The sequence below is a fragment of the Intrasporangium calvum DSM 43043 genome (assembly GCF_000184685.1).
Classification (GTDB): domain Bacteria; phylum Actinomycetota; class Actinomycetes; order Actinomycetales; family Dermatophilaceae; genus Intrasporangium; species Intrasporangium calvum.
In genome coordinates, this window is the sequence record NC_014830.1 from 2,733,776 (window position 1) to 2,753,963 (window position 20,188).

The window sequence follows — 20,188 nt, forward strand, 5'->3', positions numbered from 1 at the left end:
GCTGGGTCCGCGGGTCAGCACGGTCCCGGCCCAGCGGTCTCCGCGAGGGGTCGGTCACATGCCGTCGAAGGCCTGCTTGGCGCCGGGGTGGAGGGGGATCGGGTCGGTCTGGGGGCCGTTCTCCTTGGTGAACTCCTTGCCCGAGGGGTGGACCTTGGCCAGCTCATCGCTGCTGCCCCACAGGAGCTTGACGATGCCGCAGGCGTTGCCGGTCGGGAAGTCCTCACGGACGAGCAGGACGTTGGGCACGACGATGGTCTTGACGTCGGCGTCCAGGCCGTAGGTCGCGGCGGGAATCGCACCCTCGGTGTAGACGGCGTTGATCTCCCTCATCTTGGGCAGGGTGGGCGTGATGTCGATGAACTCGACCGCGTCCTTCTGCGACGTGAAGAGGTCGGTGAGGGCCGGCGTCGGCAGGCCGCCGGACCAGACGAACCCGTCGATCGAGCCGTCCTTCATGCCGTCGACCGTCTTGCCGAGCTCGAGGCGCTGGGCCTGGACGTCCGTGTTGATGTCGAGGCCGGCGGACTGGAGCAGGCGGGTCGCGATGACCTCGGTGCCGGACTTCGGCGAGCCCGTGGAGATCCGCTTGCCCCGCATGTCCTCCAGGCTCTTGATCCCGGAGTCCTTGCGCACGACGACCTGCGTGTAGTTCGAGTGGATGCGCCCCAGGGCCTGGATCTGCTGCGGCTCGGTGAACGCGCCCTTGCCCGCGATGGCGTCCGCCGCGGTGTCGGCGAGCGAGAATGCGATGTCGTACTGGCCGCCGGCGAGCTGCTGGATGTTCTGGACCGAGGCGCCGGTCTCCGCGGCGGTGGCCTTGAGCGGCGACTTCGAGCTGAGCAGGCTGGCGATGCCGCCGCCGAGGACGTAGTAGACGCCGGTGCTGTTGCCGGTGGCGATGGTGACCTGCCCGGCGGAGATCTCGCAGGCGTCGCTGCCGGCTGTGCCGCCGGCTGCGGGCTCCTGCGTCTGCTTGCCACCGCAGGCGCTGAGGGCGAGGCCGGCGATGACGAGTGCTCCGACGGCGGTCGTGAGACGGCGACGCGGGGTGGGACTCGTGATGGGTGTCATGACAGCTCCTTTGCTGCGTGGGCGGGTGATGAAGGTCGGTTCGTGGGTCGACTGCGGAGGAGGTTGATGGCGATGGCGACGGCGAGGAAGCTGAGGCCGATGGCGATGGTGACCGGCTGGAGGAAGAGCAGGAGGGCTGCGGCCGGCACGCAGAGGGCCCGCTCGACCGGCGAGGCTGCGTGCACGAGCCAGCCTCCGGTGACCGCCGCGAGGGCCGCGACGGCGACCATCGAGACGGCGGTCGTCCAGGCGACGTCGAGGAGCGGTCCCTGCAGCAGCAGGTGCGACCCGTTCTCCGTCATGACGAAGGCAAGCGGTGCGAGGAAGGCCGGGAGGGTGTACTTGGCCGCCTGCCACATCGTGCGGATCGTGTCTCCCCCGGTGATGGCCGCCGACGCAACAGCAGCCAGCGCGGTGGGAGGAGAGACCTCGGAGAGGACGGCGTAGTAGAAGATGAACATCGCCGTCTCCGGGCCGCTGACGCCGAGAGACTGGAGCGCCGGGCCGATCACGACCCAGCTGATGATGAATGAGGCGGTGACCGGCACGGCGAGCCCGAGCACGATGATCGCGACCGCGGAGAGCACGGCGGTGACGACGATGACAATGGCCGGGTTGTCGCTGACCGCGTTCGCGGCCTGCACGAGCAGGCTGGCCAGGTTCTGGCCGAGGCCCGTCTTGACGATGACCGACGTGATGATCCCGGCCGCGGCGCAGACGGCCGCGATCGGCAGCACCGACCGCGCTCCGGTCGACAGTGCGCGGTAGAGCTCGCCGGCATAGGTGCCGAGCGCCCGCGCCCGCGGCTGTTCCGCGGCATCGGGGTCGAGAGGGTCTCGCCCCGAGACGAGTCGCTCGACGAGGCCGACGACTCCCGCGAGCAGGGTCGAGTAGACCACCGCCTTGAACGGCGGCACCCCGAGGGCGAGGAACACGACGATCACGCCGAGGGAGGCCAGGTGGTAGCCGAAGCGCAGGAGCAGCCACCACGGGTTCTGGCGCGGCACCTCGACGGCGTTGACCCCGAACCGCCGGGCGTCGATCTCCACGGCGAGCACGATGCCCAGGTAGTAGAGCAGAGTTGGGACAGTTGCCCAGAGCAGCACCTGCAGGTAGTTCGTCGACAGGTACTCCGCGATGATGAAGGCGGCGGCGCCCAGGGTCGGGGGCGACAGGATCGCGCCGATGCCGGCGGCGGCGAGCATGCCACCGGCGTTCTCCTTGGGATAGCCGGCGCGCTTGAGGATCGGCCAGGCGACCGCGCCGAGGCTGACCGCCGTCGCCGTGCCGGAGCCCGACACCGTGCCGAGGAGGAACCCGCTCAGCGTGACGGTGCGGCCCGGAGCCGTGCGGGACTGGCCGAAGAGGGAGAAGCTGAAGTTGATGAAGAACCGGCCTGCGCCAGTGGCGTCGAGGACGGCGCCGTAGATCGTGAAAAGCACGATGTAGGTCGCGGCGACGTCGAGCGGTACCCCGTAGAAACCCGACTGGTCGTTGTAGAAGCCGTTGATGATCTGGTCGAAGTCGATGCCGGCATGGGAGATGGGCCAGCCGATCGGCAGGAACCCGCCGTAGTAGGCATAGGCGAAGAAGGCCAGCGCGACGATCGGCAGCACCGGGCCGGTCGTGCGGCGGGTCGCCTCGAGGATGAGGACGGTGAGCAGCGCCCCCATGAGGACGTCGACCGTCGTGAGCTGGCCCTGCCGGTCGAGGAAGGCGTTGAAGCCGCCGCCGCTGTCACCGAGCTGAACCGGCAGCACGGGATAGAGCGTCACCGCGAGAGCGACGAGGGTCAACGCCCAGTCGAGCGGCCCGGGGTGGTCGAGGGGCCCTCGGTCGCCGGGGGCCCGCTTGCGTGGCCGATAGGTGACGAAGACGAGCGGCAGGACAAAGCCCAGGAAGAGCATGAGGTAGAACTGGTTGCCCTGCCGGAGCGGCGCGAAGACCTGGACGAGGACGAATACCGAGATCAGGAACGAGATGAGCACGACTCCGGCGTCGAGCCGCGGGCCCAGCCGGCGCTGCGGTCGCTCCTCGTCGAACTCCGAGATGAGGAAGTCGACGTCGACGACGTCGTCTCGCGCCGCTGGCTCGAGACCGGAGGCGCCCGGTGTCACCGCTCCTTCGTGGGACATGACGGGACGATTTCACGGGAAGCACCTCGACGGGCGACTTGTGAACCTCACATCTTGGCCACGGATGGCACCGCACCGGCAGGACGAGGAGCGTTGCCTCAGGCTCGACGGGCCGCAGTCACCCGGGGCCGGCCGGAGAGGTCCACGTGGTCGACGACGAACGACCACTGACCCGTGCTGAGCAGCCGGGCGGGCAGCGACTCCCCCTGGGTGTCGGCGTGCTCCATGAGGAGCAGGCCTCCCGGCCCCAGCAGCTCCGCCGCGGCGGCCGCGACCCGGAGCGGGATCGCCAGGCCGTCCTCGCTGCCACCGTAGAGGGCCACCTCCGGGTCGTGGTCGCGCACCTCGGGATCGACGGGGACGGCGTCGGACGGGATGTACGGCGGGTTGGCCGTGACGAGGTCGACGCTGCCCGACCAGTCCGGGATGGCCGGCTCGGTCGCGTCGCCCTGCAGGATCGCCACGTCGAGGCCGAGGCGGTCCCGGTTCGCCGTGGCCCACGCCACGGCATCCCCGGAGAGCTCGATGGCGCGCACGTGGACCCGCGGCCGTTCCGTCTTGACGGCGAGCGCGATCGCGCCCGAGCCGGAGCACAGGTCGACGAGCCGTATGCCGCTGGGCCGGGTCCCGAGGAGCCGGTCGACCTCCGCGAGGGCGAGCTCCACGACGACCTCCGTCTCGGGGCGGGGCACGAACACTCCCGGCCCCACGTGGAGGGTGAGCGTGCGGAAGGGGGCTCGTCCCGTGAGGTGCTGGAGCGGGACCCGTCGGGCGCGCTCGGCGAGCACAGCGGCATACGCCTCGTCGAAGGAGTCGGGGAGGGAACCCCCGACGATCATCCGTCGGCGCACCTCGTGGGCGGCCACCCCGAGGACGTGGGCGGCGAGCTCGACCGCATCGACCTCGGGAGAGGCGACGCCAGCCTCCCGCAAGGTGGCGGAGGCGGCGCGGACGGCCGACCCGAGGCCGGTCACTGGACTGCCAGGGCCGCGAGCTTGGCCGCCTCGTCCGCGTCGATCGCCGACTGGACGACCGGGTCCAGGTCGCCGTCGATGACGTGGTCGAGGTTGTACGACTTGTAGCCCGTGCGGTGGTCGGAGATCCGGTTCTCGGGGAAGTTGTACGTGCGGATCCGTTCGGAGCGGTCGACGGTCCGAACCTGGCTGCGCCGCGCGGCGGAGGCCTCCGCATCCGCTTCGTCCTTGGCGAGCTGGTGGAGGCGGGCGCGCAGGACGCGGAGCGCGGCCTCCTTGTTCTGGAGCTGGCTCTTCTCGTTCTGGCACGACACGACGAGGCCCGTCGGCAGGTGGGTGATCCGGACGGCCGAGTCGGTCGTGTTGACGCTCTGCCCGCCCGGCCCGGAGCTGCGGTAGACGTCGATCCGCAGGTCGTGGGGGTCGATGGTCACCTCGACCTCCTCGGCCTCGGGCATGACGAGCACGCCCGCCGCACTCGTGTGGACGCGGCCCTGCGACTCGGTGACCGGCACGCGCTGGACCCGGTGCACGCCCCCCTCGTACTTGAGCCGGGCCCACGGCGCCTCCCCCGGCCCCGGCTGGTGGCCCCTGGACCTGATGGACACCCGCACGTCCTTGTAACCGCCGAGGTCGGACTCCGTCGCGTCCTCGACCACCGTGCGCCAACCGCGCCGCTCGGCATAGCGCAGGTACATCCGCAGCAGGTCCCCGGCGAAGAGCGCCGACTCCTCACCGCCCTCCCCCGCCTTGACCTCGAGGATGACGTCGCGGTCGTCGTCGGGGTCGCGCGGGACGAGCTGACGCAGCAGGTGCTCCTCGGTCTCCGCGAGCACCCCTTCGAGGGCGGGCACCTCGGCCGCGAAGGCGGCGTCCTCGGCGCCGAGCTCACGGGCGGCCTCGACATCGTCCCGGGCCGTCTGCCAGGCGCGGGCCGAGGCCACGGTCGGCCCGAGCGCGGCGTAGCGCTTGTTGAGGGTGCGGACGAGGTCCTGGTCGGCGTGCACCGCCGGGTCGGCGAGCCGGGCCTCGAGGTCCGCGTACTCATCGAGGATGGCCTGGACTGACTCAAGCATCGGGACTCACCTGACCGCGGAGGGGTTGGAGGGGAAACGGGCTGGGACCTGGGCTAGAAAGGCGAACGCCGGCCCCCGCGACTCATCGTCGCAGGGACCGGCGTGCGGGAGACCTACTTGGCGGCCTTCTTGCCGTATCGGGCCTCGAACCGAGCCACGCGGCCACCGGTGTCGAGGATCTTCTGCTTGCCCGTGTAGAACGGGTGGCACTGCGAGCAGACGTCGGCGTGGATCGCGCCGTTCTTCGCGGTGCTGCGGGTGGTGAACGTGCTGCCACAGGTACAGGTGACCTGGGTCTCGACGTACTCGGGGTGAAGGTCCTTCTTCAAGAGAGTCTCCTTGGATTGAGTGGCCGGGTCGGCGTAGCTGCCGTGAACCGGTCCAAAGGAAGAGTGTGCCAGAGAGGGCGCACCTCCCCAAAACACCCGGGCGGGCGGCGGCATTCCCACCGCGAACCGCCGACCACGCGCCGTGCGTGCCAAGAGCGCGAGACGCCGCGTTCCTGGCACGCACCGAGGACTCAGGCCTCGTCGTCGAGCCGGGCGCTGCTCGTCTGCTGGACCTGCGTGAGGAACTCGTAGTTCGTCTTCGTCTTCTTGAGGCGGTCGAGGAGCAGCTCGATGGCCTGCTGGCTGTCGAGACCGCCGAGGACGCGACGGAGCTTCCACATGATCTTCAGCTCCTCGCTCGCCAGGAGGATCTCCTCACGACGGGTGCCCGAGGCGTTGATGTCGACCGAGGGGAAGATGCGCCGGTTGGCGAGCTGACGGTCGAGCTTGAGCTCCATGTTCCCGGTGCCCTTGAACTCCTCGAAGATCACCTCGTCCATCTTCGACCCGGTCTCGACGAGAGCCGTGGCCAGGATGGTCAGCGAGCCACCGTTCTCGATGTTGCGCGCCGCCCCGAAGAACTTCTTCGGCGGGTAGAGCGCTGCCGAGTCGACACCGCCGGACAGGATCCGACCGCTCGCCGGGGCGGACAGGTTGTAGGCCCGGCCCAGCTTGGTGATCGAGTCGAGGAGCACGACGACGTCGTGGCCGAGCTCCACGAGGCGCTTGGCCCGCTCGATGGCGAGCTCGGCAACGGTCGTGTGGTCGTCGGCGGGACGGTCGAAGGTCGAGGCGATGACCTCACCCTTGACCGCGCGCTGCATCTCGGTGACCTCTTCGGGGCGCTCGTCGACGAGCACGACCATCAGGTGGCACTCCGGGTTGTTCGTCGTGATCGCGTTGGCCAGCGCCTGCATCACCATCGTCTTGCCGGCCTTCGCCGGGGCCACGATGAGACCACGCTGGCCCTTGCCGATGGGCGCCACCAGGTCGATGATCCGGGTGGTCAGCTGTCCAGACTCGGTCTCGAGGCGCAGTCGCTGCTGCGGGTAGAGCGGGGTCAGCTTGCCGAACTCCAGCCGCTTGAGCGCGTCGTCCGCACTCTGCCCGTTGACGCTGTCGAGTCGGACGAGGGCGTTGAACTTCTGGCGGCCCACGTTGCCGGTCGGCTGCTCGCCCTCGCGCAACGCCTTGACCGCACCTGTCACGGCGTCGCCCTTGCGCAGGCCGTGCTTCTTGACCATCCCCAGCGGGACGTAGACGTCGCTCGGACCGGGCAGGTAGCCGGAGGTGCGCACGAAGGCGTAGTTCTCGAGGACGTCGAGGATGCCGGCGACCGGGACGAGGACGTCGTCGTCGCCGATCTGCGGCTCCGCCTCGGCCCATTCCTGGCCCACGCCTCGGCCGCGCTTGCGGTCGCGGCTGCGCTGCCGGTTGCGGCTGCGACGGTTGCCGCGGTCGTCGTCGTCATACCGACCGGCCTGCTGGCCCTCGCGGTTGGTGTCGCGGTTGTCCTGGCCGTCGCGGTCGCCGTGGTCCTGGCCATCCCGGGTGTCGCGGAAGTCGCGCTCCTGACGGGCGTCCTGACGGCCGTCACGCTCCTGGATGGTGTCGCGAGTGTCCCGCTCCGGGCTGGTGCCACGCGGGTCGCGCTCCGGACGCGCGTCCTGACGGGTGTCGCGCTCCTGGTTGGCGCCACGCGGGTTGCGCTCCTGACGGGAGGTGGGCTCCTGGGCGTTGCCGCGAGTGTCGCGCTCCTGCTGACGGTCACGACGGTCGCGGCGCTCCCGCTGGCGTCGGCCCTCGTGCTCCGGGCGGTCGACCTCCGGACGGTCGGTCTCCGGGCGGTCGGCCTCCGGACGGTCGCCGGCACGACGGTCCAGTGGCTGCCGCTCGGACACGGCTGCCACGGCTTCGGCGGCGCGCTGGGCCCGGTCGGGTTGACCGGTGCGGCGTCCCGAGGTCCGCTCACCCCCGTGGCGGGCGGCCGGGGCCGTCACCTCGGTGCTGCCCCGCTCGGAGTCGGGCTGAGGGATGCTCGGCGCCACGTCTTCCGAGCGCGCTTGGACCACGGGGGATCCGCTGTCGGGCACTGCGGCCGACCCGGCTTCCCGAGTCGCGCGGCGTGAAGCGCGCACCGGAGCAGACGAAGCCGCGGGGACGGACGAAGCCGCCGGGGTTGCAGGGGTTGCAGGGGCGGACGAAGCCGTCTCCGCAGCCGGTGAACCGCCGGACTGACGAGCCTTGATGGCGTCGACGAGGTCGCTCTTGCGCATCCTCGCGGTGCCCTTGATGCCCATCGACGTGGCCACGGTCTTCAGCTCGTCCAGCTTCATCGCGGACAGACCTGACACGGGACGGGTGGTTGTTTCTGACACGAAGGATCCTTCCCCCTCGTTTGCGGCCCGGGAGAGCCCACTGGGCCGGACTGGGGCCAGTGACTCTGGCCTATCGAGATCCACGTCGGCGCAGAACGCCGAGAGACAGTCGCCTCAGTGTGGGGGTGATTGCACCGCCTGCGTCGTGCGGCCTGGTGCGCCTTCACTGTAGCACCGAGGCATCGGCCCCGCGCGTCGGACCGACTCGTCAGCCGGCGACGACGGCGGTGACACCCTCGGAGGGGATGCCAGGGGTGAGCCTGACCCAGTGCCGCATCCCGGCCGGCGCCACCACCTCGGGCAGCCGGGCACGCGTCGTCAGGACGAGGACCGTCGGGCCCGCCCCGGACACCACCGCCGCGTGCCCCTGGGAGCGCAGTGCGTCGACGAGCCGCATCGAGTCGGGGTAGGACGCCCGGCGCGGCTCCTGGTGCAGCCAGTCTCGCGTCGCGGCATGCAGATGGACCGGCTCAGTCGTCAGGGCGTGGACGAGCAGGGCGGCCCGTCCACTGTTGGCGGCGGCGTCCTTGAGCGGCACCGACGACGGCAGGACGGCCCGCGCGTGCCGGGTGGCCAGCTGCTGGTCCGGGACGAACGCGACGACGTCGATCTCGGGGTGGAGCACGGGCCGCGCCGACACGGTCAGGGCCCCGAGGTCGGCGCCGGAACCGTCCGGCATCCAGCTCACCGTGAGACCGCCGAAGACACTGGCGGACGCATTGTCCGGATGGCCCTCGAGGACGCTGGCGAGGTGGGAGGCCAGCCGGAGATCAACCGGCACGGGGGCCCCCGGAGCCAGCTCAGCGGCATACGACAATGCTTGTGCCCCAACGACGCCCGCCACGATCGCGGTGGCGGACGAGCCCAGCCCGCGGCCGTGCGGCACGCCGTTGCAGGCGCTCAGCCGGAGGCCCGCAGGGCCGGCCAGGCCGAGCGTCCGCCAGGTGTGGCGCATCGTCCGGACCACGAGGTGTGACTCGTCACGTGGCACGTCCGCCGCGCCCTCGCCCGTCACCTGGACCTCCAGGCCGGGCACGTCGAGGGTGGTGGCGACGTACTCATCCCACAGCCCGAGCGCGAGACCGATCGAGTCGAACCCCGGCCCGAGGTTGGCCGTGCTCGCCGGGACGCGGATCCGCACCGAGCGTGTCCCCGACGTCACGTCAGCCCTCGAGCCCGAGGGCGTGCGCCGCGGTGTAGGCGTCGAGGGGAATCCGCGTCGGCACCACCTCGGAACCGTCGGCGGTGCGCAGCGCCCACTGGGGGTCCTTGAGCCCGTGACCGGTGACGGTGCAGACGATGCGGGCGCCGGCGGGGACGAGACCCGCGGCGTGGCTCGCGAGGAGGCCGGCCACCGAGGCGGCCGAGCCCGGCTCGACGAAGACGCCCTCCTCGGCGGACAGGTAGCGATGCGCCTCGAGGATCTGCGCGTCGGTGACCGCCTCGATCCGGCCACCCGATTCGTCGCGTGCGGCGATCGCCTGGGACCACGAGGCGGGGTTGCCGATCCGGATGGCGGTGGCGATGGTCTCCGGGTGGTCGACCGGGTGCCCGAGGACCAGAGGCGCGGCACCCGCGGCCTGGAAACCCCACATCCGCGGCAACCGCGACGCGGGACCCGGCTGGTCGCTCACGGCGGGGTCCGAGGAGTACTCGCGGTATCCCTTCCAGTAGGCGGTGATGTTGCCGGCGTTCCCCACCGGGAGGCAGTGGATCTCGGGAGCGTCACCCAACGCGTCGACGATCTCGAACGCGGCGGTCTTCTGCCCCTCGATCCGGGCGGGGTTGACGGAGTTGACCAGCTCGACGGGGTAGGCCTCGGCAAGCTTGCGCGCGAGCGTCAGGCAGTCGTCGAAGTTGCCGTCGACCTGCAGGAGGGTGGCCCCGTGGGCGATGGCCTGGCTCAGCTTGCCCATCGCGATCTTGCCCTCGGGGACGAGGACGCCGCAGGTCATGCCGGCCTTGGTGGCGTAGGCCGCAGCGGAGGCGCTCGTGTTGCCCGTGCTGGCCGCGATCACCGCCCTCGCGCCGTGCTTGGCGGCGACGCTGATCGCCGTCGTCATCCCCCGGTCCTTGAACGACCCGGTCGGGTTGAGGCCCTCGTACTTGAGGTGGACCTCCGCACCGACGCGCTCGGACAGCTTCGCGGCGTGGATGAGGGGGGTGCCGCCCTCGTGGAGCGTCACCACCGGCGCACCCTCGAGGAGCGGCAACCGGTCGGCGTACTCGCGGATCACTCCGCGCCACTGGTGAGCCATCAGAAGCCTTCCACCCGCATGACGGAGTTGACTCCTCGGACCACGTCGAGGCTGCGGAGGCTCTCGACGGTGGCGGACAGCGCTGCGTCCGAGGCGGTGTGCGTGACGATGATGAGGTTGGCCCGGGCGCTGCCGTCTCCCCCGGCCGCGGTGACCCCGTCGTCGGCGGCGACGAGCTGCTGGCGCACCGTCTCGATCGACACGTCGTGGGCGGCGAAGGCGGCGGCCACCTTGCTCAGCACCCCTGGCCGGTCGGCGACGTCGAGGCTCACGTGGTAGCGCGTCTGCGCGTCGCCCATCGACAGGATCGGCAGGTCCGCGTAGCTCGACTCGCCCGGGCCGAGCCCGCCCCCGACCCGGTGGCGGGCCACGGCCACGAGGTCGCCGAGAACGGCGGAGGCGGTCGGCTCCCCGCCGGCGCCACGCCCGTAGAACATCAGCTGCCCAGCGGCGTCGGCCTCGACGAAGACGGCGTTGAAGGCCTCGCGCACCCCGGCGAGCGGATGCGACCTGGGGATCATGGCCGGGTGCACCCGGACGGAGACACCACCGTCGTTGCGCTCGCAGATGGCGAGCAGCTTGACGACACAGTCCATCTCACGCGCGGCTGCGACATCGGCGGCAGAGACCTCGGTGATGCCCTCGCGATAGACGTCGCTCCCCGAGACCCTCGTGTGGAAGGCGAGGGAGGCCAGGATCGCCGCCTTGGCCGCGGCGTCGAACCCCTCGACGTCGGCGGTCGGGTCGGCCTCGGCATAGCCGAGCGCCTGGGCCTGCTCGACGGCGTCCTGGAAGCCCGCACCGGTCGTGTCCATCTTGTCGAGGACGTAGTTGGTCGTGCCGTTGACGATGCCGAGGACCTTGCGGACCTCGTCGCCGGCGAGGGACTCGCGCAGCGGACGAAGCAGCGGGATCGCTCCGGCAACCGCGGCCTCGTAGTACAGGTCGACGCCGTGCTGGGCGGCGGCCGCGTAGAGCCGCGGACCGTCCTCGGCGAGCAGCGCCTTGTTGGCGGTGACCACGGAGGCGCCGTGCGCCATGGCGCGCAGGATCAGCGACCGGGCCGGCTCGATGCCCCCGATGACCTCGACGACGAGGTCGGCGCGCGTCACCAGCTCCTCGGCGTCCGTCGTGAAGAGCGAGGCGTCCACCCCGAGCTCGGAGCGGTCGCGGCCGGCGCGGCGCACGGCGATGCCGACGATCTCGAGCGGCGCCCCGACCCGCGCGGCCATGTCGCCGCTGCGCTGCGTGAGGTGCCGAGCGACGGCGCCACCGACGACGCCGGCCCCGAGGAGGGCGACCCGCAGCGGCTCGCGGGCGCTCACGGCACGGTCCTCACATCAGTCTCCACGTGCGAATCCTGTCGTTCGGGGGACCCTCGGTCGTTCTTCGTATCGCGATCCGGACATCTGCGCGCAGGATCTACGCAGGCCAGACATCGAGTGCGAGCAGGTCGTCGATCGTCTCACGTCGGACGATGACGCGGGCCTGCCCGTCCCGCACGGCGATGACCGGCGGGCGCGGCGTGTGGTTGTACTGGCTCGACAGGGCCCTGCAGTACGCGCCGGTCCCGGGGACGGCGACGAGGTCCCCCGGTCCGACGTCGCCGGGGAGGAACTCGTCCTTGACGACGATGTCGCCGCTCTCGCAGTGCCGCCCGACGACCCGCGCCAGAGACGGGGTCGCCTCGGACCGGCGGTTGGCCACCGTGCAGGAGTAGTCGGCGTCGTAGAGGGCGGTGCGGATGTTGTCGCTCATCCCACCGTCGACGGAGACGTAGAGGCGGCTGGCCCCGCCGTCCAGCTCGACCGGCTTGACCGTCCCGACCTCGTACAGGGTGAAGGTGCTCGGGCCGGCGATGGCCCGACCGGGCTCGATGGAGATCCGCGGAACGGCGACCCCGTCGGCCCGACACTCGCGTTCGACGATCTCGGCCATGCCGACCGCGAGCGCCTTCGGGGACTGGGGGTCGTGCTCGGTGGTGTAGGCGATGCCGAAGCCGCCGCCGAGGTCCAGCTCGGGCAGCTCGACGCCGAGCTCCCGGGCGATCTGGGTGTGCAGTCCGAGGACCCGCCGGGCGGACACCTCGAAGCCGGCGGTGTCGAAGATCTGCGACCCGATGTGGCTGTGCAGCCCGAGCAGCCGCAGCGTGTCGGGTCGGGCGAGGACCTGCCGGACCGCCTCGATGGCGTGGCCGCCGGCGAGCGAGAAGCCGAACTTCTGGTCCTCGTGCGCGGTCGCGATGAACTCGTGGGTGTGCGCCTCGACCCCAACGGTCACCCGCACCAGCACCGGGGCGATGACGCCCAGCTCGGCGGCGATCGCGGCGACCCTCTCGATCTCCTCGAAGGAGTCGACGATGATCCGTGACACTCCGTGGTCGAGGGCGGCTCGGATCTCGGCGGCGCTCTTGTTGTTCCCGTGCATGCCGATGCTCGACCCGGGCACCCCGGCTCGGATGGCGACGGCGAGCTCTCCCCCGGTGCACACGTCGAGGAAGAGGCCCTCGTCGCGGATCCAGCGGGCCACCTCGGTGCAGAGGAAGGCCTTGCCGGCGTAGTAGACGTCGGCCCCGCCACAGAGGTCGTCGAAGACCTCGGCGTAGGTCTGCTTGAACTCCCTCGCTCGCGCCCGGAAGTCGTCCTCGTCGAGGACGTAGGCAGGCGTGCCGAACTCCCGGGCGAGCTCGACCACGCTGACCCCGCCGATCGCCAGGACGCCGTCGGCCCCACGGCCCACCGAAGCGGCCCAGAGGGAGGGGACGAGCGCGTTGACGTCGACCGGGGGCTCGAGCCAGGTGGGCCCGCGGTATCCCTCGGCGTGCAGGGCGCCGGCTTCGTGTGCGCGCATGCCTCACATCCTCTCGGGGGCTGCGGCTCCGAGCCGCGTCAGTCCATTGCGCAAGACGACGGCGGCGGCCGCCGCGAGGGCGAGCCGGGCCCCGTGGATGCCACGGATGCGCTCCTCGACGGTTCGCGGCCGGATGGGCTGGGTCCAGCCGTCGGCGAGCGCGGCCAGGTCGGTCACGGCGCGGACCTGCTGGGGCCGGTCGCCCTCGTGCGTGTCCATCCGCTGGGGGAAGTCTGCGAGTGCCACGAGCAGGAGTCGTTCGGCGACGTGGCCGAGCTCCTCGCGCCGGTCCGTGGGACGGATCTGGACGCCGGCCGCGCGGGCCGTGCGCATGAGGCGGTGCAGGCGGGCATGGGCGAGCTGGGCCGGGCGGAGTGCTGGGTCGTCACGGAGCCAGGCGGGCACGACCGTGGAGCGGTCGGTCTCGAGGGCGGGGTCGGCCTCGAGCCCCTCGTCGGACGACCGCTGGCCGCGCAGGAGGCCGTAGGTCGCCTCCTGCTCGGTCACCTCGTCGATGATGGCGACGCGCTCGGGGTCGGCGAGTGTGATGGACAGCAGTCCCGAGGGGGCCACCTCGACGGCGGAGATGGACGCGTGGTCGGCGAGGCGTTGGGCGAGGACCCGCCCGAGGGCAGCGGGCTCGAGGTCGAGCTGTGGGGCCCAGCGCTGCGCCACCGGCGTGACCCAGTCGGCGACGACGCCCGCGGACCGCGGGTCGACCGGCCGGAAGATGGGCCCGGCGGGCGGCCCCGCCTCGGCCTCGTCCGGCAGCTCCCCCACCCGCGCGGCCGAGGCGGCGACCTGTTCGAGCAGCCGGCGCAGCGCGGCAGGAGTCATGCGTGAAGTCTATTGACGACGCCCGTTCCCGACCCCACCACAGGCCGTATGCCGCTGGGCTCGCTCCCGGATGCACCCACCTCCCGCTTCTCCCGCCGTTTCGCGGAGCACACCGGGCGAGGGCGGGGTGATTCCGCGTTCCGGGCTCAGGGCTGCTAACCTCACGGGGCGCACGAAAGTGCGTGCCCGCCCCCGTAGCTCAGGGGATAGAGCACCGCCCTCCGGAGGCGGGAGCGCAGGTTCGAATCCTGCCGGGGGCACCCTGTGAAAAGGCTTCTGACGCGAGCATCGGTCGGGGGCCTTTTTCTTGGTCCCAGACCATCTGTGCCCTCCCTCCGCCTCCTCAGCGCCCACGCAATGTCGCCCGAGCCGGGACCTTGGTCCCTAGCCGCCGGAGATCGGGCCGTCGGAGGATGACGCCGCAGACGTGTTCCGCTCCGCTTGGGGGCGGTGGGCCGAGTGTGGGGGCGAGTGTGGCTCGCCGGGTAGCAGGCACCCGGCGGGCCCTTCGTCGTCGGCGCGCCTCAGGCGATGCTGAGCAGGGCCAGGGCGTAGGCGTCCTCGGGGTCGTCCGCCTCGAAGTCGCAGGGCCCGCCCGCATCGACGATGCTGACCCGCCAGCGACCGTCCGGGCGGCTGAGGGCGACGAAGCGCTGTCCGAGCAGCTCGCGGAGCTGGTCCTCGCGCGGTAGCCAGATGGCCTTGTCGAGCGTCACCGAGTCGAGGGCCCATTCGGTGGTGCCGTTGAAGCCGAGGAGCGGTTGACCGTGGTAGGTGTGCACGTCGATCGTCAGCTCACTGATCCAGAAGACGTCATCGACGAGGGTCGGCTGGTCGATCATGAACCGGTCCCCGGGTCGCGGCTCCCAGAGCACGCCTTCGGCCACGAGGCGGCGAGCGAGGGCGAGGCTGATCACCTGCTCACGGTACGTCGCGGGGCCCGCCCGTGGGCCTTCGGCCGCCCTCCGGGGTTCGCGCGGGCCAGCGAGGCCGCCTCGTTGACCGGCGCGCCTCCAGCGGCGACGCTGATGCCATGGCGCCCCCACCCCTGAGTGACCTGAGCATGGTCGACGACGTGCACGTAGTGGTGGCCTTCGAGGGTCGCCAGGGCCCGGAGGACGTCTACCTGCTCGACCTGCACCTCGACCGGCCCGGCCGGGCGCGGGACGAGAGCGCCTACCTCGCGGCCCTCTCGCCGGTCGTCGCCCTGGTGGACTCGAGGGAGGGGTGCGTCGTGCGCATCGGACGTGAGCACCACCTCGGCAACCGGCGGCGGAGTGCGGTGGACCTGTCGGTCTCGCTGCCCACCCCGATGCTCCGAGCCGACGAGACCGACCCCGGCGAACGGACCGAGCAACAGGAGGCGATCGAGGCGGCGGTGGCGGCGGCGTTCCGCACGTTCATCGCGGACAACCCCGCGCCGTGGCCGGGCGAGCTGGGCCGCGACGCCGCGGTGTCCACGGCGCGCCGCCGGGTCGCAGAGGTCCTGGCCGAGCCGGGCGCGCCGACGCTCTCGGTCGCGGCGGAGGAACACGTCGAGGGGCAGTGGTCGATCCGCCTCGCCTCTCCGGCCTCCGGGGGCTTCGAGGTGAACGTCGGCTTCGTGGACGGGCACCCCGGGACCACCCACCTGCGTCGGCTCGGCACGGGCGAGGTGGTCGACTCCGTGGGCGACTGAGGGGGCGACTGAGGGGGCGACTGAGGGGGCGACTGAGGGGGCGACTGAGGGGCACGCTGCCCTCGCGCTCGGCGGGGTTGCCGACGGTTGCCGCGGTTGCCAGAGGGAGTACGCGCCGGGGTCCCGACAAGGCGGGAAGCACTCCCTGTGTGGAGGCAATTGATGGCAACTCATTCTGCGGGCGAGGGCCCGCGTGGCTCACTGATCAGGGACGCTGGCCCCCGCCGGGAGCACAGCCACCGGATGATGCCCCACCTGCACGCTCAAGGATGTCGCGCAGACTGCAAAGGAAGTTGACCACATGTCACCGAAGACCCTGGCCGCGAGTGTTGTCGCGGGCCTGTCCGCCCTCGCTCTCGCCGCCTGCAGCGCCGGCACCGGCCCCGCCACGGGCACCGGCAACACCGCTGGCTCGACCCAGGCCGCTGCTGCCGCCAAGACGCTGCGCCTGTCGCTCAACCAGACGGAGCAGCACCCGTCGTTCATCGCGCTCAAGCACTTCGGTGAGCGCCTCGCGACGGCGACGAACGGCCGCCTCGGGATCCAGGTCTACCCGAACGAGACTCTCGGGGCGCAGGCCGAGGCGCTCCAGCTCGTGGGTGACGGCTCCGTCGACCTCGCGATCGTCTCTGGTTCGCAGCTCGAGAAGCTCAACCAGGACTTCTCCGTCTTCAACCTCCCGCTGGTGTTCGACTCCGTCGAGTCCCAGATGAAGGTGGTCAACAACCTCGACGTCGTCGGTGACCTGTACAAGTCACTCGAGTCGTCGAACCAGATCACCGTCGTCGGCGGTTTCACCCAGGGCACCCGGAGCGTCTACACGAGCAAGGGCCCGGTCAACACGCCGGCCGACCTCAAGGGCCAGAAGATCCGGGTCCAGGACAGCCCGCTCGCCATCGCCATGGTCGACGCGATGGGTGCGTCAGCCACCCCGATGGCGTTCGGTGAGGTCTACACGGCGCTGCAGTCCGGCGTCATCGACGGCGCCGAGAACAACGAGGTCTCCTACGTGACGCAGAAGCACCTCGAGGTGGCCAAGTACTTCTCGCGGACCAACCACCTGGTCGGCCTCGACTACCTCATCATCAACAGCGGCCTGTTCAACGGCCTGTCTGCCGAGGACCGGGCCGCGTTCGACAAGGAGTGGGCAGCCACCTTCGCCGAGCACACGCAGCTGTGGGCCGCCGAGACCGACAAGGCCGTCCAGACCGCCGAGGCGGCCGGAGCCAAGTTCAACGAGGTCGACACCGCTGCCTTCCGCGCGGCTCTCGAGCCGCTCACGGCGCAGTACCTCAAGACGGACACCCAGAAGGCCCTCTACGAGGCCGCGCAGAGCGCCGCCAACTGAGAGACGATCGGTTCACGCTGACCGCGTGAGCCACCCAGCTCGTCCGCTTCCCTCCGTCGCGGACACCGAATGCTGGCCCTGTGCCCTCTCCCGGGGGCACGGGGCCGGCACCACACACCGCGAACGTCGAAGGAAGTGCAAGGATGCGCCAGGTCAAACGATGGCTCGACAAGGCTCTCGCCACCGCGTCGGTCGCCCTCTTCACCCTCCTCGTCGTGATCGTCGTGTGGCAGGTCTTCACCCGACAGGTCACCAAGGACCCGGCAACGTGGACCGAGGAGGCCGCCCGTCTGACGTTCGTCTGGCTGGGCCTGTTCGCGACGGCGCTCGTCTTCAGCGAGCGCGGTCACATCGCAGTCGACTTCATCGTGCGGCGGCTGTCCGACCCGGTGCAGCGCCTCGTCTCGATCCTCGTCCAGCTGGCCATCATCGCCTTCGCGTCCCTCATCCTCATCTGGGGCGGTTACCGTGCCGCGGGCCGTGCCTGGACGCAGGAACTGTCGGCGCTCCCCTTCACGGCGGGCCAGATGTACCTCGTGCTGCCCCTGACCGGGCTCATCATCACCTTCTACGCCGTCTACCACGTCACCGCCATCATCCGTCGGACCGAAGAGGCCTTCGCGATCGACGACGCCGCAGAGCCGGTCTGAGGAGCAGCACCATGGAACCCGTAACGCTCGCCGCCCTGATCCTCGCCCTGGGCATCGCCGTCAGCATCCTCGTCAGCATCCCGATCGCCGTGGGCATCGGCCTGTCGTCGCTCGGCGCCGCAGCAGTCCTCATCGGGCCCGAGAGCGCGGCGCTCGCGACCTCCCAGCGGATGTTCGCCGGCATCAACTCGTTCCCGCTGCTCGCCATCCCGTTCTTCGTCCTCGCCGGGGTCCTGATGAACAACGGAGGGATCGCCGGCCGCCTCATCGACGCCGCCAAGGTGCTCGTGGGGCGGCTCCCGGCCTCGCTGGCCCACACCAACATCGTCGCCAACGCGATGTTCGGGGCCGTGAGCGGCGCCGCCGTCGCCGCGGCGGCAGCGGTGGGGACGGTGATGACCCCGCGCATGGAGAAGGAGGGGTACGACAAGGCCTTCTCCGCTGCGGTCAACGTCGCGTCGGCCCCCGCAGGGATGCTCATCCCGCCGAGCAACACCTTCATCGTCTACTCGCTCGTGAGCAGCACCTCGATCGCAGCCCTGTTCATGGCCGGCGTCGGACCCGGCCTCATCTGGACCTTGGCCTGCATGGTCGTCGCGCTGATCTGGTCGCGCCGCAACTCCAACCCCGAGACGCCCGTTCGGCCGACCCTCAGCCAGGCCGCTCTCGTCCTGTGGCGCGCGGTCCCGTCGCTCCTCATGATGGTCATCGTCATCGGCGGCATCATCGCCGGGGTCTTCACGGCAACGGAGTCGTCGGCGATCGCCGTCGTCTACTGCCTCCTGCTCGGGTTCGCCTACCGCGCCATCAAGGTCGCCGACCTGCCCCGCATCGTCCTCGACGCCTCGCGGACGACTGCCATCGTCATGCTCCTCGTCGGAGTCTCGTCGGCGCTCTCCTTCGTGATGTCGTTCGCGCGGATCCCCGAGCTCGTCTCGGAGGCCCTGCTCGGGCTGACGACGAGCCCGGTCGCGATCCTCGTCATCATGATGGTGATCCTGCTCGTCGTGGGCACCTTCATGGACCCGACGCCGGCGATCCTCATCTTCGTGCCGATCTTCCTGCCGATCGTCATGTCGTTCGGCATCAACCCGGTGCACTTCGGCACGATGATCGTCTACAACCTGTGCGTCGGGGTGATCACGCCGCCGGTCGGCAACGTCCTCTTCGTCGGGTCGAGGGTGGCGGGCCTGCGCATCGAGCCGGTGGTCGCCAAGCTCGTGCCCTTCCTCGTCGCCCTCGTCATCGGCCTGTTCGTCGTGGTGTTCACGCCGGCCGTCTCGACGTGGCTACCGATCCAGATGGGCCTGATGAGCCCGTGACCGACCATGGGTGACCATCAACCCCGGGCCGGCAAGCGCCGCACTGGCCGCGGGCAGAACGGGCGGGTCCTCTTCGGGCCGTTGACCCGGGGCGGCGAGCGCAACTTCCTCGACACCCTGCGGGCCGAGAACGTCGGCGCCCTGCTCCTGCTCCTCGTCAGCGTCCTCGCCCTCGCCTGGGCCAGCTCGCCGTGGGAGTCGGCCTATCGCGCGATCTCCGACTTCCGGCTCGGGCCGGGGCAGGTCGGACTCGACCTGCCCGTCGCCACCTGGGCCACGGACGGCCTGCTCGCCTTCTTCTTCTTCGTCGTGGGGCTCGAGCTGAAGCGCGAGTTCACCACCGGCGAGCTGAGCAGCCCGCGCCGGGCCGCCCTGCCGGTCATCGCTGCCCTCGGCGGGATGGCGGCACCGGCTCTCATCTATCTCCTGGTCAACCTCGCCGCGGATGGTCAGCCCCGGGGCTGGGCGGTCCCCACGGCGACGGACATCGCCTTCGCAGTGGCCGTCATCTCGGCCTTCGGCCGCCGACTCCCCACGGCGCTGCGGGCCTTTCTCCTCACCCTGGCCGTCGCCGACGACTTCGGCGGGATCATCATCATCGCCACGGTCTTCGCGCACGGTTTCAACCTCGTGACGCTCCTTGCCGGACTCGCGGCGATCGGGGTCTTCGCCTGGCTCGTGCGACGCGGGGCCCACCCCGCCGTGCTGCTCGTCGTCGGGGTGCTGGCGTGGTGGGCGATCCACTCGTCGGGCATCCACGCGACCATCACCGGAGCCGCCCTCGCCTTCACCGTCCCGGCCGGCGCCCGCAAGGACGACGAGCCGTCGGTCGCCGAGCGGTTCGAGCACGTCTGGCGGCCCTTCACGGCCGGCTTCGCCGTCCCCGTGTTCGCCTTCTTCGCGGTCGGCATGCGGGTCGACCCCGCGACGATCGGTGACTCGCTGAGCAGTCCCGTCGCGATCGGCATCATCCTGGGGCTCGTCGTCGGCAAGCCCATCGGCATCGTGACCGCGACGCTCCTCGGGGCACGCCTGTTGCGGTTGCACCCAGAGGCCAAGGGTGCCTGGCTCGACCTGCTCGCCGTGTCGTGCACCGCCGGGGTCGGCTTCACCGTCTCGCTGCTCGTCAACTCGCTGACGTTCCAGAACGGGGCCGGTGAGGTCGGCAAGGCCGGCATCCTCGTGGCCTCGGTGTCCTCCGCGGTCCTCGGCTCGGCCCTGCTCACGTGGCGGTCCCGCGTCCACGAGCGTCGTGGGGATCCCGTCCCGGTCAGCTGAC

17 protein-coding genes and 1 tRNA gene are annotated in these 20,188 nt (G+C 71.0%); 6 read left to right on the plus strand and 12 right to left on the minus strand.

Translation table 11 applies throughout. From position 1 onward, the window contains the following. Positions 1-54: 54 nt before the first annotated feature. The 11 genes from INTCA_RS12400 to INTCA_RS12450 all read right to left on the minus strand — a co-directional run bounded on the left by INTCA_RS12400 (position 55) and on the right by INTCA_RS12450 (position 13,911). Positions 55-1,074 (minus strand): TAXI family TRAP transporter solute-binding subunit, encoded by a 1,020-nt coding sequence (locus INTCA_RS12400; RefSeq protein ID WP_013493266.1) that lies wholly within the window; start codon positions 1,072-1,074, stop codon positions 55-57. Further along, positions 1,071-3,209 carry a TRAP transporter permease gene (locus INTCA_RS12405; protein ID WP_013493267.1) on the minus strand — a complete coding sequence of 713 codons (2,139 nt, stop codon included), beginning with the start codon at positions 3,207-3,209 and terminating at the stop codon, positions 1,071-1,073. The genes INTCA_RS12400 and INTCA_RS12405 overlap by 4 nt, the downstream gene beginning before the upstream one ends. A gap of 98 nt (positions 3,210-3,307) precedes the next feature. Further along, complete coding sequence (gene prmC / locus INTCA_RS12410) at positions 3,308-4,183, minus strand: peptide chain release factor N(5)-glutamine methyltransferase (RefSeq protein WP_013493268.1); 876 nt, start codon at positions 4,181-4,183, stop codon at positions 3,308-3,310. Next, positions 4,180-5,259 (minus strand): peptide chain release factor 1, encoded by a 1,080-nt coding sequence (prfA, locus tag INTCA_RS12415; RefSeq protein ID WP_013493269.1) that lies wholly within the window; start codon positions 5,257-5,259, stop codon positions 4,180-4,182. Before prfA ends, prmC begins: the two co-directional genes overlap by 4 nt. Before the next feature lie 113 nt (positions 5,260-5,372). Next, positions 5,373-5,588 carry a 50S ribosomal protein L31 gene (gene rpmE, locus INTCA_RS12420; protein ID WP_013493270.1) on the minus strand — a complete coding sequence of 72 codons (216 nt, stop codon included), beginning with the start codon at positions 5,586-5,588 and terminating at the stop codon, positions 5,373-5,375. Between the two features lie 191 nt (positions 5,589-5,779). Beyond that, entirely contained in the window at positions 5,780-7,966 is a 2,187-nt protein-coding gene (rho, locus tag INTCA_RS12425; RefSeq protein WP_013493271.1) for a transcription termination factor Rho, read from the minus strand. A gap of 208 nt (positions 7,967-8,174) precedes the next feature. Then, positions 8,175-9,128 carry a homoserine kinase gene (gene thrB / locus INTCA_RS12430; RefSeq protein ID WP_013493272.1) on the minus strand — a complete coding sequence of 318 codons (954 nt, stop codon included), beginning with the start codon at positions 9,126-9,128 and terminating at the stop codon, positions 8,175-8,177. A gap of 1 nt (position 9,129) precedes the next feature. Beyond that, positions 9,130-10,224: a threonine synthase gene (gene thrC / locus INTCA_RS12435; RefSeq protein WP_013493273.1), complete on the minus strand. Its 1,095-nt coding sequence runs from the start codon at positions 10,222-10,224 to the stop codon at positions 9,130-9,132. Then, the gene (locus tag INTCA_RS12440; protein WP_013493274.1) at positions 10,224-11,549 is read right to left on the minus strand and encodes a homoserine dehydrogenase; all 1,326 of its coding nucleotides are present in this window, start codon (positions 11,547-11,549) and stop codon (positions 10,224-10,226) included. Before INTCA_RS12440 ends, thrC begins: the two co-directional genes overlap by 1 nt. 97 nt (positions 11,550-11,646) lie before the next feature. Beyond that, entirely contained in the window at positions 11,647-13,074 is a 1,428-nt protein-coding gene (lysA, locus tag INTCA_RS12445) for a diaminopimelate decarboxylase (protein ID WP_013493275.1), read from the minus strand. Positions 13,075-13,077: 3 nt separating this feature from the next. Continuing rightward, the gene (locus INTCA_RS12450; RefSeq protein WP_013493276.1) at positions 13,078-13,911 is read right to left on the minus strand and encodes a DALR anticodon-binding domain-containing protein; all 834 of its coding nucleotides are present in this window, start codon (positions 13,909-13,911) and stop codon (positions 13,078-13,080) included. A 188-nt stretch (positions 13,912-14,099) separates the two neighbouring features. On the opposite strand from INTCA_RS12450, the gene INTCA_RS12455 reads away from it, so the two are divergent. After that, positions 14,100-14,171, plus strand: a tRNA-Arg gene (locus INTCA_RS12455). A gap of 264 nt (positions 14,172-14,435) precedes the next feature. On the opposite strand, the gene INTCA_RS12460 is transcribed toward INTCA_RS12455, so the two are convergent. Continuing rightward, entirely contained in the window at positions 14,436-14,828 is a 393-nt protein-coding gene (locus INTCA_RS12460) for a hypothetical protein (RefSeq protein WP_013493277.1), read from the minus strand. Positions 14,829-14,944: 116 nt separating this feature from the next. Between INTCA_RS12460 and INTCA_RS12465 the strand changes: the two genes are divergently transcribed. The 5 genes from INTCA_RS12465 to nhaA all read left to right on the plus strand — a co-directional run bounded on the left by INTCA_RS12465 (position 14,945) and on the right by nhaA (position 20,187). Further along, a complete protein-coding gene (locus INTCA_RS12465) occupies positions 14,945-15,589 on the plus strand; it encodes a hypothetical protein (protein WP_148236579.1) in 645 nt (214 codons plus the stop codon). A gap of 301 nt (positions 15,590-15,890) precedes the next feature. Beyond that, entirely contained in the window at positions 15,891-16,937 is a 1,047-nt protein-coding gene (locus INTCA_RS12470; protein ID WP_013493279.1) for a TRAP transporter substrate-binding protein, read from the plus strand. A 143-nt stretch (positions 16,938-17,080) separates the two neighbouring features. Continuing rightward, positions 17,081-17,587 carry a TRAP transporter small permease gene (locus INTCA_RS12475; protein WP_013493280.1) on the plus strand — a complete coding sequence of 169 codons (507 nt, stop codon included), beginning with the start codon at positions 17,081-17,083 and terminating at the stop codon, positions 17,585-17,587. Positions 17,588-17,598: 11 nt separating this feature from the next. Then, entirely contained in the window at positions 17,599-18,909 is a 1,311-nt protein-coding gene (locus tag INTCA_RS12480) for a TRAP transporter large permease (protein ID WP_013493281.1), read from the plus strand. A gap of 6 nt (positions 18,910-18,915) precedes the next feature. Next, positions 18,916-20,187 carry a Na+/H+ antiporter NhaA gene (gene nhaA / locus INTCA_RS12485; RefSeq protein WP_013493282.1) on the plus strand — a complete coding sequence of 424 codons (1,272 nt, stop codon included), beginning with the start codon at positions 18,916-18,918 and terminating at the stop codon, positions 20,185-20,187. Position 20,188 lies beyond the last annotated feature (1 nt).

Excerpts from the sequence above, each read along its gene's own strand:
- prfA (WP_013493269.1), bottom strand. The coding sequence starts at position 5,259 with ATGCTTGAGTCAGTCCAGGCCATCCTCGATGAGTACGCGGACCTCGAG.
- thrC (WP_013493273.1), bottom strand. The coding sequence starts at position 10,224 with ATGGCTCACCAGTGGCGCGGAGTGATCCGCGAGTACGCCGACCGGTTG.
- INTCA_RS12405 (WP_013493267.1), bottom strand. The coding sequence starts at position 3,209 with ATGTCCCACGAAGGAGCGGTGACACCGGGCGCCTCCGGTCTCGAGCCA.
- INTCA_RS12470 (WP_013493279.1), top strand. The coding sequence starts at position 15,891 with ATGTCACCGAAGACCCTGGCCGCGAGTGTTGTCGCGGGCCTGTCCGCC.
- INTCA_RS12400 (WP_013493266.1), bottom strand. The coding sequence starts at position 1,074 with ATGACACCCATCACGAGTCCCACCCCGCGTCGCCGTCTCACGACCGCC.
- INTCA_RS12465 (WP_148236579.1), top strand. The coding sequence starts at position 14,945 with ATGGCGCCCCCACCCCTGAGTGACCTGAGCATGGTCGACGACGTGCAC.
- INTCA_RS12480 (WP_013493281.1), top strand. The coding sequence starts at position 17,599 with ATGGAACCCGTAACGCTCGCCGCCCTGATCCTCGCCCTGGGCATCGCC.
- nhaA (WP_013493282.1), top strand. The coding sequence starts at position 18,916 with ATGGGTGACCATCAACCCCGGGCCGGCAAGCGCCGCACTGGCCGCGGG.
- INTCA_RS12450 (WP_013493276.1), bottom strand. The coding sequence starts at position 13,911 with ATGACTCCTGCCGCGCTGCGCCGGCTGCTCGAACAGGTCGCCGCCTCG.
- lysA (WP_013493275.1), bottom strand. The coding sequence starts at position 13,074 with ATGCGCGCACACGAAGCCGGCGCCCTGCACGCCGAGGGATACCGCGGG.
- INTCA_RS12475 (WP_013493280.1), top strand. The coding sequence starts at position 17,081 with ATGCGCCAGGTCAAACGATGGCTCGACAAGGCTCTCGCCACCGCGTCG.